At 66.7% G+C, this 13051-nt stretch carries 14 protein-coding genes; 3 read left to right on the plus strand and 11 right to left on the minus strand.

Annotated features, from left to right (window positions below; genetic code table 11):
- Nucleotides 1–57 precede the first annotated feature (57 nt).
- Both JWQ81_RS31425 and JWQ81_RS31430 read left to right on the plus strand, forming a co-directional pair.
- Nucleotides 58–726, plus strand: coding sequence for a VC0807 family protein (locus JWQ81_RS31425; protein WP_297547351.1), 669 nt, complete (start codon nt 58–60; stop codon nt 724–726).
- Nucleotides 723–1238, plus strand: coding sequence for a YceI family protein (locus JWQ81_RS31430; RefSeq protein ID WP_297547353.1), 516 nt, complete (start codon nt 723–725; stop codon nt 1236–1238). Before JWQ81_RS31425 ends, JWQ81_RS31430 begins: the two co-directional genes overlap by 4 nt.
- Nucleotides 1239–1402: 164 nt before the next feature.
- Here the strand turns inward: JWQ81_RS31430 and JWQ81_RS31435 are convergent, their stop codons facing one another.
- The 11 genes from JWQ81_RS31435 to glf all read right to left on the minus strand — a co-directional run bounded on the left by JWQ81_RS31435 (nt 1403) and on the right by glf (nt 10915).
- Nucleotides 1403–1855 (minus strand): hypothetical protein, encoded by a 453-nt coding sequence (locus JWQ81_RS31435; protein WP_297547354.1) that lies wholly within the window; start codon nt 1853–1855, stop codon nt 1403–1405.
- Nucleotides 1852–2436 (minus strand): hypothetical protein, encoded by a 585-nt coding sequence (locus tag JWQ81_RS31440; protein WP_297547356.1) that lies wholly within the window; start codon nt 2434–2436, stop codon nt 1852–1854. Before JWQ81_RS31440 ends, JWQ81_RS31435 begins: the two co-directional genes overlap by 4 nt.
- A 95-nt stretch (nt 2437–2531) precedes the next feature.
- Nucleotides 2532–2999, minus strand: a complete 468-nt coding sequence (locus JWQ81_RS31445) for a hypothetical protein (protein ID WP_297547358.1) — start codon at nt 2997–2999, stop codon at nt 2532–2534.
- Nucleotides 2996–4492: a type VII secretion target gene (locus JWQ81_RS31450; RefSeq protein ID WP_297547361.1), complete on the minus strand. Its 1497-nt coding sequence runs from the start codon at nt 4490–4492 to the stop codon at nt 2996–2998. Before JWQ81_RS31450 ends, JWQ81_RS31445 begins: the two co-directional genes overlap by 4 nt.
- A 3-nt stretch (nt 4493–4495) precedes the next feature.
- Entirely contained in the window at nt 4496–5305 is an 810-nt protein-coding gene (locus tag JWQ81_RS31455) for a hypothetical protein (protein ID WP_297547362.1), read from the minus strand.
- Between the two features lie 9 nt (nt 5306–5314).
- A complete protein-coding gene (locus tag JWQ81_RS31460; RefSeq protein ID WP_297547364.1) occupies nt 5315–5839 on the minus strand; it encodes a YbaB/EbfC family nucleoid-associated protein in 525 nt (174 codons plus the stop codon).
- A 106-nt stretch (nt 5840–5945) separates the two neighbouring features.
- Nucleotides 5946–7424: a hypothetical protein gene (locus JWQ81_RS31465; protein WP_297547366.1), complete on the minus strand. Its 1479-nt coding sequence runs from the start codon at nt 7422–7424 to the stop codon at nt 5946–5948.
- A 55-nt stretch (nt 7425–7479) separates the two neighbouring features.
- A complete protein-coding gene (locus JWQ81_RS31470) occupies nt 7480–8022 on the minus strand; it encodes a hypothetical protein (RefSeq protein ID WP_297547368.1) in 543 nt (180 codons plus the stop codon).
- A gap of 130 nt (nt 8023–8152) precedes the next feature.
- Nucleotides 8153–9079: a decaprenyl-phosphate phosphoribosyltransferase gene (locus tag JWQ81_RS31475; protein ID WP_297547642.1), complete on the minus strand. Its 927-nt coding sequence runs from the start codon at nt 9077–9079 to the stop codon at nt 8153–8155.
- Nucleotides 9080–9177: 98 nt separating this feature from the next.
- Entirely contained in the window at nt 9178–9699 is a 522-nt protein-coding gene (locus JWQ81_RS31480; protein ID WP_297547370.1) for a phosphatase PAP2 family protein, read from the minus strand.
- Complete coding sequence (gene glf, locus JWQ81_RS31485; protein WP_297547372.1) at nt 9692–10915, minus strand: UDP-galactopyranose mutase; 1224 nt, start codon at nt 10913–10915, stop codon at nt 9692–9694. The genes JWQ81_RS31480 and glf overlap by 8 nt, the downstream gene beginning before the upstream one ends.
- Nucleotides 10916–11018: 103 nt before the next feature.
- Between glf and JWQ81_RS31490 the strand changes: the two genes are divergently transcribed.
- Nucleotides 11019–13004 carry a DUF6541 family protein gene (locus tag JWQ81_RS31490; RefSeq protein WP_297547375.1) on the plus strand — a complete coding sequence of 662 codons (1986 nt, stop codon included), beginning with the start codon at nt 11019–11021 and terminating at the stop codon, nt 13002–13004.
- The last annotated feature ends 47 nt before the right edge of the window (nt 13005–13051 follow it).

Consider the following 13051-nt stretch of genomic DNA (forward strand, 5'->3'; position numbering starts at 1 on the left):
GCCGACCTCCACTGATCGGTTGATGCGCGCCGAAGTCAAGGAGCGCACGATCAGGGCATGGCTGACACACCGGTTCGCTCGAACGCGTCCCCCGGGACGACACTCGTCACGCTCCTGTGCGACGTCGTGGCACCCGTCGGCGGCTACTACCTGCTCCGCGCGTTCGGGGTCGACGAGCTGTGGGCGCTGCTCCTGAGCGGCCTGCCGCCGGCCGCCCGAGTGGTGTTTTCGCTGGTCAAGCACCGCAAGGTGGACGGCATGGGCCTGTTCGTGCTGTTCATCGTCGGGCTGAGTGTGCTCACCGCGGTCATCAGCGGCGACCCGCGCACGCTGCTGATCCGGAGCGGCTGGGTAAGCCTGCTCGGCTCCGTCTGGATGTTCACCAGCCTGGTCGTCGGGCACCGGCCGACCACCTACCAAGCCACGATCGCGCTCCTCCCGAATCGGGCCGAGGCGCTGGAGCACTTCTGGGAGACCCGGCCGCGGTTCCGGCAGATGTGGCGGCGGCTCACCGTGATCTGGGGTTTCGGCACGCTTGTGGGCGGCCTGCTGAACGTCCTGATGGCGTACACGCTGCCTATCGACTCGGTGCCCGCGCTGGACACCACGCTCCAGGTCGCATCGATCGTGATCCTGCAGGTCATCACCCAGCTGATGCAGCGACGGGAAGGCACCATGCGCGAGACCTTTGCGGGCGGTAACCACGTCGGAGCGGCGTCCACTTGAGCAAGTCCGTCGAGATCCCGCCACCCGGTGACTACGTGATCGACCCCGGTCGGTCGAGGATCACCTTCTCCGGGCGGCATCTCTTCGGGCTCGCGCCGGTGCGCGGGAGGTTCGCCATCAACAGCGGACGGATCCGCGTCGCCAACCCTGTAACCGGTTCCGTCGCCGAAGCGCAGATCGACGCGACCAGCTTCGACACCGGGAACCGGATGCGGGACAGCGAGCTCAAGTCCTCGCGCTTCCTCGACGTCGACCGCTACCCGGAGATCACCTTCCGCGACGGCCACGTGCGCGAAACCCGTGGTGGATGGGTACTCGAAGGCACACTGACCGTGCACGACGTGGCCAACAACGCCCGCATCGAGATCGAACGCGCGACGGTCTCGGACGGCGAGTTCACCGTCCGAGGCACGACCCGGATCGACCGGGGCGAGTTCGGTATCACCACCGGCAGCACGCTGGGCGGCCGGGAGTTCGACCTCGCACTCGACGTCACCGCGCGGCTGAGCTGAACTCCGAGCTCAGACGGCTTGTCCTTGCCGATTATGCCGCCGACCACGCGGTAGTCGAAGGGAGAACGTTGCCCCCACGATCCTGACGAAACCTTACCGTTCAAGGCTTGCCGGCCTGATCACCTTGATACTGGAACCGACTGTCGTCGGGCCGGCCTTACCTGTCATTGAGATGCAGCGGAGTCGTCAGAACCAACCCTCGATGGAAACAGGAGGTCATACCGGTACTCATAGTACCGGGATAGATCGAAAACGTTGATCGTCTTGGCCCAGGTGCCGACGTCTATCTGGGTAAATCCCCGTTTCTGCGCTTCCGATTTCTCGTCTCCGGCGTAGTACAACCCTACAGATCCGTCCGCATCAATCGCGACGATACGACATGGCATTCCCAGATAAGTCGTATTGGTGGTTATCTCCACCAATGTTTCACAGTGTTCAACAGGAACCACGGCCAGCCAAGCACCGAACGCTTCGTTCCAGGAAAAGAGTTCAGAAAGCGGAGGATCTTCGCCGCGGTGCACCAAGGTTATTCGATCTCCATGAGGATACGAACTTGCTTCGTACTCCCGACCATCCACCGTCGCGAAGATTCCCGACCTGGGCCGCTGGATCGTCATCGAAGACTCTCCCACCCTAGCGCAGCTCCACGGTAGATCGCCACTGGCACCTTGACTCCCCGCCTGTCGTGCTCAATAATTGTCGCCGACTCCGGCACTTCACCAAATCGCATCCAGCGCTCCGGGAAGCCGATCTCCGAATTCGCCGTAATCCCCGTACCTGTGTACGGCCAAGGGTTCAGCTCCATCCGGTATGTACCGGGATCCAACTCGCTGCGCCGCGCCGCATCAAACATTTCCCACGCTGCTACTCGAACGTCTGCTTGGTTAGGCGGGTAACCAATTCCCGGATAAGGCAACGTCGGCGCACCGAGCGGAATAACAAATTTGTCCGGATCCACCGCCAGAAACTCCATCGCATGAATGACCGGAATATTCGGCGTGAACGGGCTTCCTGGGAAATCGAGTCGGAACCCGGCGATGAAGTCTTCTGGACCTCGCAGGTGCGTCGTATCCTGCTGGCGCGCAACCATACCGCCGACCGTCCGAAAATTGAAGGGCGGCTGCCGTCCGGAAACTCCAGCGGACATCTCGCGACGTAGATAGCGACTGAGCGCGTCGGGACGCAAGACCTTGATCATGACAGTGTTGCTCTCGACCGGCGCGAACTGGAGGGAGCGTGCAACCAGGTCTCGCTGCTCACGAGTCAACTGCCCAGAACCGGGGATAGGTTGCGTCACGTTCGCGCGGCCTCGCCGTCGACTCGCTTAAAAGAATCTTCTCTCCAGAGATCGAACAGGAGGTCCTGCCACTCCTCGCGATACCCGCGGAGCTCCGAAATCGGGACAACCTTCGAAAAGGTTCCGGGATCACTCTGCACGAAACCATCTTCTTCTGCTCGCCCTGTGTTCCCGCCAAGATAGTAGACCAACGCCGTCTTGTCATCCGAGATCGAGATAACCTGGCACTCATATCCCAGGTAGCTGGCCTTACTCTTGATATAATAAGCAGCCTGACACTCTACAAGAGGCACTTCAGCTTGCCAGGCATTCCACTTTTCCAGGTATTCAAAACGGTCATCAGGTGGACGCTCGCCGCCCACCTGAGTGAGACCGACCATGTCGTCATCCAGTTCATCAACTCCGGTATAAATGATCCCTTTGAATTCTACTATTCTATCGAATCTTGGGTATTTGTTACTCATCTCAGGTCCTCCCACCCCAGCGTCAGCCCACGGTAGCGCGCTACCGGAGTCTTGTTTCCGGCAGAATCGTATTCGTAGATAGTACTGCCGCTCTTAAGATCGTCATAAGGTCGAATTCGCTCGGGAACACCGTTCTGGGCATCTGCAGTCATCCCTGTCCCACTGTATGGCCATTTCGACACATCCCTGCGGTAGGAACTCGAATCGTGGCCCTGGGACTCTGCCGCTCCGACCATGTCGTCAGCTGCACCTTGAACCGAACGCCAGTTCTCACGAGTACCGCTCCCTCCACCAAAAGGCGCTCCGAAAGGCGTCTGATACTCACTTTTTCCTGCTGGAAATTCAATTACGTGAACAGGCCTCGAAGAGACCTTGTAGGGACTGTTTTCGTAGTCAAGACGGTTACCCTGGATGATCTCCGCCGGCGTACGCATGTGCGTGGCGTCCTGCGCTCGGGCCACGAAACCGCCGACTGTGTTCGAGTTGAATCTCGAATCCGGGCTGTCGTCGACTTCGTTTCTCAGGTATCTGTCCAGCTGACCTGGCGGGATCACCTTTTGCATCGTGGTGTCGGGGGTGATGACGACGAGTTTCTGGGCGCGGGCGACGAGTTCGCGTTCGCGTTGGGTGAGCTGGCCGGAGCCGGGGACTTCACCGGGTTTGGGTTTGGCGGCCATCTTGCCGAAGGCCGTGTCCAGTTCCTTCTGCTCGCCCGGGGTGAAGTTGTCCTTGATCGTGTCCCGCCAGTGCTGCGGCGGCGGGTTGGTGGGCGGGGCCGCCGACGAGGGCGGGGTGCTGGAGCGGCCGCCACCGGGTGGGGTGGAGTCGCCTGGGGTGGGGGTGCCGGCGTGATCCGACGGGGTCGTGGGGTGCGGGGTCGGAGTGGGGGTTGACGTACTTGAGGGCGACGTCGAGGTGCTGGGGCTGGCCGAGGACGCCTTCGTCGACGAGGTGTCGGGGACGTCGTTGACCTTCTTGTTGAGCGCGTCGGCGGCATCGGTTTCGGTCTGCTCGTAGCGCCGGGCGACTTCCGTCGTGCGGTCGCGGGCGGAGCGGACGGTGCCGGCGGCCGATTGGACGTGGGTGTGCGCGGTGGCGATGCCGTTGTTGACGTCGCCGGCCGCACCGGCGCCGAGGAGGCCCAGCGACCGCGAGTCGAAGTGGACCCCGCCGACGGTCTGTGCGACACCGTCGAGTCGCCCGGCCGTGGCGTCGAGTTTGGTCGACATCGCGTGGACGGTTTCGGGATCGGCGTTGAAGCCGGTGCCTCGCCCGCCGCTCGTGCCTGGCCTGCCTCCCGAACTCGGCTTGCCGCCCGGCTTATCCGGTTTGCCGCCGGGCTTGGTGCTCGGCTTCGACGGCGTTTCGTCCGGCCCCGGTCTGGATCTGGTCTCGGGTTTGGTCTCGGGTTTGGTCTCCGGCTTGTCGCGCGGTTTGGTGCTCGGCTTCGTGTGCTCGGTCGTTGTGTGGTGGCTCGTACCGTGTTTGACCACCGCCTACGCCCCCTCGGCCGGCATCGGCTTCGCCGCGTCATACGCGCCCATGGCGAGGCCGCCGGCCTGCGAGAACCGGTCCAACCCCTTCGTGAGCTTCTCCATCGACTCCGCCAGCTTCGCGATTCGGCCACCCTGCCTGCCGAAGCCTTCCAGGAGTTTCGAGATCTTGCTCGCGATCTTCGACGCCGTAGCCGCCGCACGAGCCGCGCCGACGCCACAGAAGGCCGCGATCGAGCCGCCGAAGGTGACGACCGCCGACGCCGCGGCGATCAGCGCGTCCCGGATCAGTTCGGAGATCACCGAGGAGATCAGGCCGAACACGATCCCGCGCAACGTCGTCACGAGCATGCCCGAGATCCCGGCGACGGCGGCCGTGCCGTCGATCGTCTTACCGAGCGACTCGAGTTCCTCGGCCGCCTGGGTCAGGCTCGAGCGGTACGCGTCCGCGGCCTCACCGTTCCAGTCGCCGATCGTCGCGAGGTCCTGCCGGTGCTCGTCGGCGAGGGTGCGCATCTCGGCCGCGGCCTGTTTCAGCTGGTCGACGTTGGCATTGATCGCATCGGGGTTGCCGAGCAGCGCGTCCAGCGGCTCACGCAGGAAGCTCACGTGCTCGAGCAACCAGCCGACACCGGCGTTGAGCAGCGCGCCCAGCGGGTCCACCATGGCCCCGACGGTGTCCACCACGGCGCCGGCCGCGGCGATCGAGACGCCGACGACCTTCTCCCCCTCGGACTCCGAGTCCGAAACCACCGAATCGACCAGGCCCGAATAGGTGTCGAAGATGCCCGCACCCGAAGTCGCCGTTGTCATGTGATCCCCCTAGTGCCGTCTCAAGAACGAATTGTCGCCGAAGTCTTCGTCGTCCTCGTCCGGCCGAGGCCGCCGCGGACGGGCCGGCGGCGGTGTCGGTGGCCGTGGCGGGGCGGGCATGTGGGGTACTTCGGGCTCGTCGGTGACGAACAGCCGGCGCTCCTGCGGCCCGCCTGGCGTCTCCGGCTCGTCCGGTTCCTCCGGCGGGATGTACCCGGTGACCATGTGCATGGCCTCCGAGTCGCCACCCAGCGGCGCGAACGCCTCCGCGACGTGCACGGCGGCCTCCCGCTGCGCCTTCCGCGCCAGCTTGAGGATGTCCTCGGCGAGCTTCGTGCCCGACCCCTTCACCGCCGAATCGGCGATCACCAGGTCGGTCAGCGAACCGTTCGGCGCGACGGTGACCCGGATCGAGCCGTCACCGGACGCCGCGGAAGCACCGGACGCCTCCAGGTTCTCCTGGAACTCCGCTGCCTTCTCCCGCACGTCGGCGATCTTCGATTCGAAGTTCGCCAGCCACTCCTCGGGTGTCACCCGTTCCTCCCATACACCGCAAAGCCGACACTAAGAGTGCAGGGACAACGTACCGGTTCCCTCGCCGCGCGATTATTTTCGCGCGGCGAACCACTGAGAAGACAGACTAAGCATTGACCAGGAAGAGCCGCTGCCGACCGGTCCACGGCGAACTGATCAGCCAGACGGCCAGCGCGTTGGGCGGCGGTGTCCCGGCGGTCTCGCCCAGGATCAGGTCCGCGGTCATCGGCGCGACGGACTGGTCGAAGAACCTGAAGTTGGCGTCGATGAACGCCTTGCCGACGTCGCCGGCGCGGTCCTTGCTCGCCTCGATCTCCGGCTCGACGGTGCCACGATCGGAGAACTGGTCGACGATCGGGCAGCCGCAGTAGTACGCGAGCGCGCCGATCTCGCCGGCGCTGTGGACCGTCCGCCCAGCGGCGATGACGGCGACCTGCTTGCCGATCGCCTCGTACTGGGCCGAAGTCGCGTGGTTCGTCGTGATGGGCGGCGCACCTGGCACCAGGTACGCCCCGAGGGCAGCCGCGGCCGTGAGCACGAGTGCCGCGGTCGCGCCGACACGGTAATGCTCGCCCACCAGCGCGATGCCTGCCGACACGAAGATCGTCGCGCAGATGATGCCCGGGCCGTAGTACCAGTGATAGGGCGGCACGGTCAGCCACCCGTAGGCCGCGTAGTGCAGGCCCCCGGCTGCGGCGAGAGCCGCAAATGGCGTCAGCCTGCGGGCGGCGTCCGACCCCCTTCGCAGCGCGACAAGCCACAGCACGCCACCCACACCGGCCAGGAGCACCGGCAGGAAGGACAGCACGGTCGCTTCGGGGAAGTGCCGCCAGTAGACGAGCGGACCGTTGGCAAAACTCCACGGTCCCCAGGATCGCTGCAACGTCTTGATGATCAGCGTGTCCGGCACCGCGGAGCCGAGCACGACCCAACTGAAGGTGAACCACGGCAGCGCCACGGCCAGCGCGGCGAACAACGACCGCCAGATGCCTTCCCAGAACGTGCGGCGGGCGAAGAAGACGACCGCGGCCAGCAGCAGCAGGTCCAGCCGGATCATCGCGAGCAGGCCGACGGCGACCCCGAACGCGACCGGCCGCCGTTCGACCGAGAACACCAGCAACCAGGCGACCCCGGCAGCGCCGAGCACGACTTCGAGGCCGACGGACGACAGCAGCAGCGGGTTGACCAGCAGCAGACCCGTCGCCAGCGGCGCGAACCAAGCCGGTAGGTCGGCGTGCTCCCCCAGCCGCCGCAACGCCAGGACGAACAGCACCTGGCAGACGACGAACAGGACTCCGGCGGCGAGGACGGTGTCACGCAGGACGACCGTCAGTGTTGCCAGTGCGAACACGTTGAGCGGCGAAGTCGCGGTGTTGGCCGTGCCCTGCTCGATGAGGCCCCAGTGCCCGTGGAACGCGAGGTTCTTCGCGTACGAGCAGGTGATGAACGCGTCATCGATCAACTGGCCTCTGACCAGCACAAACACCACAGTCGAGGCGACCGCGGCGGCCGCTGGGACGCCCCACCGCCCGCCTGCGGACAGCAGGCGGGCGGTGGGCTGCGTTTCACCGGGTGCGCTGCGCATCGGAGAAAGCGTACACGCCCGTCGTTACTGTTCTGTTACCAAGCCGCCCGAGGACTCAGGTGTTGTTGCCGGCCCCTGGGCCGTTGCCCTGGTTGCCGCCCTGGAACCCACCGGGGCCGTAGCCCTGCTGGCCGCCGGGGAAGCCGCCTTGCTCACCGCCGCGGAAGTTGTGGGTGCGGGAGTACGAGCCGCCGGGGCCGCCGCGGTGGCCGTCGGAGTGGCTGACGATCGCACCGACGACTCCGCCGCCGATGGCCAGGCCCAGCACCCCGGCCGCGACGATCTGGGTGGCGCGGTGGCCGGCGAACGTGCGGAACGAACTGGGCTGCTTCGGCCCGGGAGGAGGCGCATACGGCGGCTGCTGCGCGTACGCCGGCTGTGGGCCGGGGGCAGCGGCCTGCGGCGCTTCGGCGGCCGACGCAGCCGTGGGCGCGGCGGCCGGCGGGGTCTGCGGGGCTTCGGAGCCGAGTGCGGCCTCTGGGGCTTCGGTGGCCGGCGGCGTCACGACCGTCGGCTGCTCACCGGCGTCAGGCCCGGGGGTCACCGGCAGCGTCGTCTCGGGCTCCGGGGTCTGCGCGTGGTCCTGCGGCTCGTTCATCTGGGAGCTCCTGGTGTCGCTGAGGGCCGGCGACTTGCCTGCCCTGCTGACTCCAGGATCGTCCCCGATCCTGTGCCCAACCTGAAGCGAACCTGTCGGTTTCTTGTACGACTTGTCCGAACTGCGCCTGTCAGTTGAAGTAGAACGAGAGGAACAGGGTGACGATCCAGGTCGCGCCGAGCACCTGCAGCACCCGGTCGCCCAGCGCGATCTCCTCGGGAGCGCCGGCGTTCCCGCTGTCCGCGTCGACCGCGTAGCGCAGCACGGCGACCACGAACGGCACCATCGAGACGACCGGCCACACCGAGTTGTGCGAGTCACCGCGCAGCTCGAACGCCCAGAGGCAGTACGACATGATCATGATCGCCGCCGACGTCGCCCACACGAACCGCAGGTAGCTCGACGAGTACTTCTTCAGCGAAGACCGGATCTTGGCGCCCGTCCGCTCGAACAGCATGACTTCGGCGTAGCGCTTGCCGGCCACCATGAACAGCGAGCCGAACGCCGTGACCAGCAGGAACCACTGCGAAAGGGCGATCCCGGAGGCGACACCACCGGCGATCGAGCGCATCAGGAAGCCGGAGCTCACGATCGCCAGGTCCACCACCGGCTGGTGCTTGAGGCCAAAGCAGTAACCGAGCTGCACGGCCTCGTAGACGCCGAGCACGATCGCCAGCTGCGGGTGCGCTAAGAACGAGACGCCGATCCCGACCGCGAGGAACGCCACAGCCGAGGCGTAGGCCACCGGCACCGGCACGATCCCGGCCGCGATGGGCCGGTTCCGCTTGGTCGGGTGGGCCTTGTCCGCCTCGACGTCGACGGCGTCATTGATCAGGTACACCGAAGAAGCGACGAGCGAGAACGCGATGAACGCGATCACGGCGTGCATCAGCAGGCTGCCGCGGTCGTCGGAAGTGGAGAACACGAAGAACGGCGCCGCGAAGACGAGGACGTTCTTCACCCACTGGCGCGGCCGAGCCGTTTTGAGGACGCCTCGCGCGATCCGGAGCGGGCTGTTCGGGCCGGCCGGCGTGGCTGACGGCTCGGCGCTCGCCATGTCCGGCTCGATCGGCTCGATCGCCTCGATCGCCTCGGATGACGCGACAGCTTCAGCCGCCGCGTCGTTTTCCGCGGTCTTGTTCGGTGAATCGCTCACTAGCGGTTACCCCTAAGCCGGAATTTCTTACGGAGAACACCCCCGACCACACCGCCGAGGACAGCGCCCGCGAGCACATCGGTCGGGTAGTGCACGCCGAGCACGAGTCGCGAAGCCAGCATCGGCGGCACGAGGGCCGGGACCAGGTTACGCCCGGTCAAACCGGAGTAGAGCACCGCGGCCGCCGTGGTCGACGTCGCGTGGGACGACGGGAAGCTCAGCTTCGACGGCGTGTCGACGAGGACCCGGACGGTCGGATGGTCCGGGCGGGGCCGCCGGACGACCCGCTTCACCGCGATCGACGCAGCGTGCGCGCCGACCACGCCGGTGGCCGCGACCAGCCATTCCTTACGCCTCGACTTGTCGACAGCGGCGCCGAGGAGACCGAGGGCGAACCAGCCCGCGCTGTGCTCGCCGAAGTGGGACAGCCCCCGTGCGGCCTTGACCGTGGTCGGGTTCGCGATGGCGCGCTGCACCGAGGCGAGGAGCGCGATCTCACCCTTCGGCTTGCCCTCAAGCATCGATCGAACCGTCCAGCGGCGCACCATCGGTGAGGTGCGGGGCGATCTTGTTGTCGAACGCGGACAGCGCCGAACCGATCGCCATGTGCATGTCGAGGTACTTGTAGGTGCCGAGGCGCCCGCCGAAGAGGACGTTGCGCTCGGCGGCTTCGGTCTTGGCCAGCTCGCGGTAGCGGGTCAGCTTGTCGCGGTCGTCCGTGGCGTTGAGCGGGTAGTACGGCTCGTCGTCTTCCTTCGCGAACCGCGAGTACTCACGGACGATGACCGTCTTGTCCTTCGGGTAGTCGCGCTCGGGGTGGAAGTGCCGGAACTCGTGGATCCGGGTGTACGGGACGTCTTCGTCGTTGTAGTTCATCACCGGGGTGCCCTGGAAATCACCGGTCGCGACAACCTCCTGCTCGAAGTCGAGCGTGCGCCAGCCCAGCCGGCCCTCGGAGTAGTCGAAGTAGCGGTCCAGCGGGCCGGTGTACACCGTCGGTGTGCCGGCCGGGATGTGCGCGCGGACGTCGAAGTAGTCGACGTCGAGCCGGACGTCGATGTTCGCGTGGTCGGCCATCTTCTCCAGCCACGCGGTGTAACCGTCGACGGGCAGGCCCTCGTAGGTGTCGTTGAAGTAGCGGTTCTCGAAGTTGTAGCGGACCGGGAGGCGGCTGATGACGGCCGCCGCGAGCTCCTTCGGGTCGGTCTGCCACTGCTTCGCGGTGTAACCGCGGACGAACGCCTCGTACAGGGGCCGCCCGATCAGCGAGATCCCCTTCTCCTCGAGGTTCTGCGCGTGCTCGGTGTCGATCTCGGCGGACTGCTCGGCGATCAGCGCCCGCGCCTCGTCCGGGGTGTAGGACTTGCCGAAGAACTGGTTGATCAGCGCCAGGTTCATCGGGAACGAGTAGACCTGGTCGGCCACCTTCGCGAAGACGCGGTGCTGGTAGCCGGTGAAGGCGGTGAACTGGTTGACGTACTCCCACACGCGCTTGTTCGAGGTGTGGAACAGGTGCGCGCCGTAGCGGTGCACCTCGATACCGGTCTCCGGTTCGGCCTCCGAATAGGCGTTGCCGCCGAGGTGGCTGCGGCGCTCGAGGACGAGAACCTTCTTGTCGAGCTGCGTCGCAGCCCTCTCGGCAATGGTCAAACCGAAGAAACCGGACCCGACCACGACGAGGTCGTAACCGGCGAAATCGTCTTCAGTAATCTTGGCTTGGTTCGAGTGCGCGCTCACGGGCGATTAGGGTACGCAAGTCCCCGGGGCGCACCGCACCGACCATGACATTGCAACCGACAGTCACGAACGTCGGCCATCGCCGGACGACCCTGAGGAAGCAGTGCCCCCACCGGACACGTCCTGGACCTACTTCGGCGCGGTCGCGCTCTACCTCGGAGTACTTGCGGTCCCCGGCGGGCTGATCGGCGTCGCCGCCGGGCTCCGCGGCTGGGCGCTCGCCGGCCTCGCCCCCCTGCTCACCTACGCCGCGCTCGGGCTCGCCGGGCCGTGGCTCTCGGTGATCGGGCTGAAGTACAACGTCGGCACGGCCGCAGCGTGCACGCTGCTGCTCGCGGCCGCGGCTTACGGACTTCGACGGCTGGGCCTGCGCCGCAGCTGGTCTGCGGCCGAACCCGACCGGCCGCCGGTGGACTGGAGCCGCGGCGCCCACCTCGTCGTCCTCGGATTCGTGCTGGTCGCGACGGCCCTGTCGGTGATCGTGTTCCTGCGCGGCTCCGCCGGGACCGGGGCCATCTTCCAGCGCTGGGACACGGTGTTCCACGCCAACGGCATCCGCTACATCGCCGACACCGGCGACGGCGGCCTGTTCGGGATGAGCACGGTCAACTGGTACCAGCCGGGCGCCGCGCAGTTCTATCCGAACGCGTACCACCTGGTCGGCGCATTGGTGTACTCGCTTTCGGGCGCCACCATCCCGACCGTGCTCAACGCCATCACGGTGCCGATCGCCGGCATCTTCGCGCTGTCGATGGTCACCCTGGTCCGCCAGTTCGGCGGCCGCGCGGTGCTTGCCGGCAGCGCCGCGCTGGTGGCGGGCGCCGCGACGACCGGCGCCTACGAGTCCGTTTCGAGCGGCCTGCTGCCCTACGCGCTGTGCATCGTGCTGACGCCGTTGTCCGCTGTCGCCGTCCAGCGCTTCCTGGCGCGTCCGGCCCCGGACAGCGGCATGGTGCTCGCGCTGGCGGCCGTGGGGCTGCTGGCGGTGCACTCGAGCGCGCTGTTCGGCGGCATCCTGTTCTCTCTCCCGCTCCTCGTCCAGCGTTGGCTGACGCGCGAAGGCAAGGTCGGCCGTGACCTGCTCCGGCTGCTCCCGGTGATGGTGGGGGCCGTCGTGGTCGCCGCGCCGCACGTTCTGGGCGCGATAGGCGTGACGTCGAGCGGCTACCCGTACACGGCCTGGGCGTCGGGTATCGAGGTGTCCGAAGCGCTGGACGAGCTCCGGCAGTTCCGGCAGATCCTCCCGACGGCTCAGCCGTGGCTTTCGGTGCTGATGGTGCTGGGGCTGCTGAGTGTGTGGACGTTGCGCCGGCTGCGGTGGATCGGGCTGTCCGCGGTGCTGCTTTCGGCGATGTTCGTGCTGGTCGCCTGCTTCGGCGGGCTGTCGTGGGTGATTTCGTTCTCCCGGCCATGGTGGAACGACCGGTACCGGCTGATGGCGCTGGCGGCGATCCCGCTCTGCCTGCTGGCCGCGCACGGACTGGCCGAGCTGCAACGCTGGATCGCGAAGGGCTTCTCGTACTGGGGCTGGCTGCGGTCGAGGCCTCGGCTGGCAATGCGGCTCGGGGTGTCGGGCGCGGTGGTCGTACTGGCGGTCGGCGGCGTGCTCACCAACGGGTTCTACGCGGCCGCGAACGCGACAGCCGTCGGCTACGCGTTCAACAACGGCGAGCCGGAGGACGTGGGCCAGCCGCCGGTCAGCGTGGACGAGCTGACCGCGATGTACGTCCTGCAGAAGATGGGCGTGGGGCCGAACGAGAAGGTCCTCAACGACCGCATCGACGGCACCGCGTGGCTTTACGCCATCACCGGCATCCGCCCGGTCGCCGGGCACTACGACGCGGGTGTCCCGCCCAAGGACGCCGCGTACCTCGCGCTCCACTTCCGCGACTACGACACCGACCCCGAGGTGCGCGCCGCGGTGAAGCGGCTCGACATCCACCACGTCCTGCTCGGCTGGGGCGCGATCCAGCCCGGCCTGATGCGCGCGCCCGGCATCAGCAACCTCGACGGACTCGACTTCCTCCGCCGCGACTACGTGAACCCGCACGCGGTCATCTACACGCTCGTGAGTGTTCCGGCCGCTTAGAACCTGCCTAGAACCGGCCGGAACACTCACGAGACCTGCGCCGGACA

The organism is Amycolatopsis sp., from assembly GCF_025464955.1.
GTDB lineage: Bacteria > Actinomycetota > Actinomycetes > Mycobacteriales > Pseudonocardiaceae > Amycolatopsis.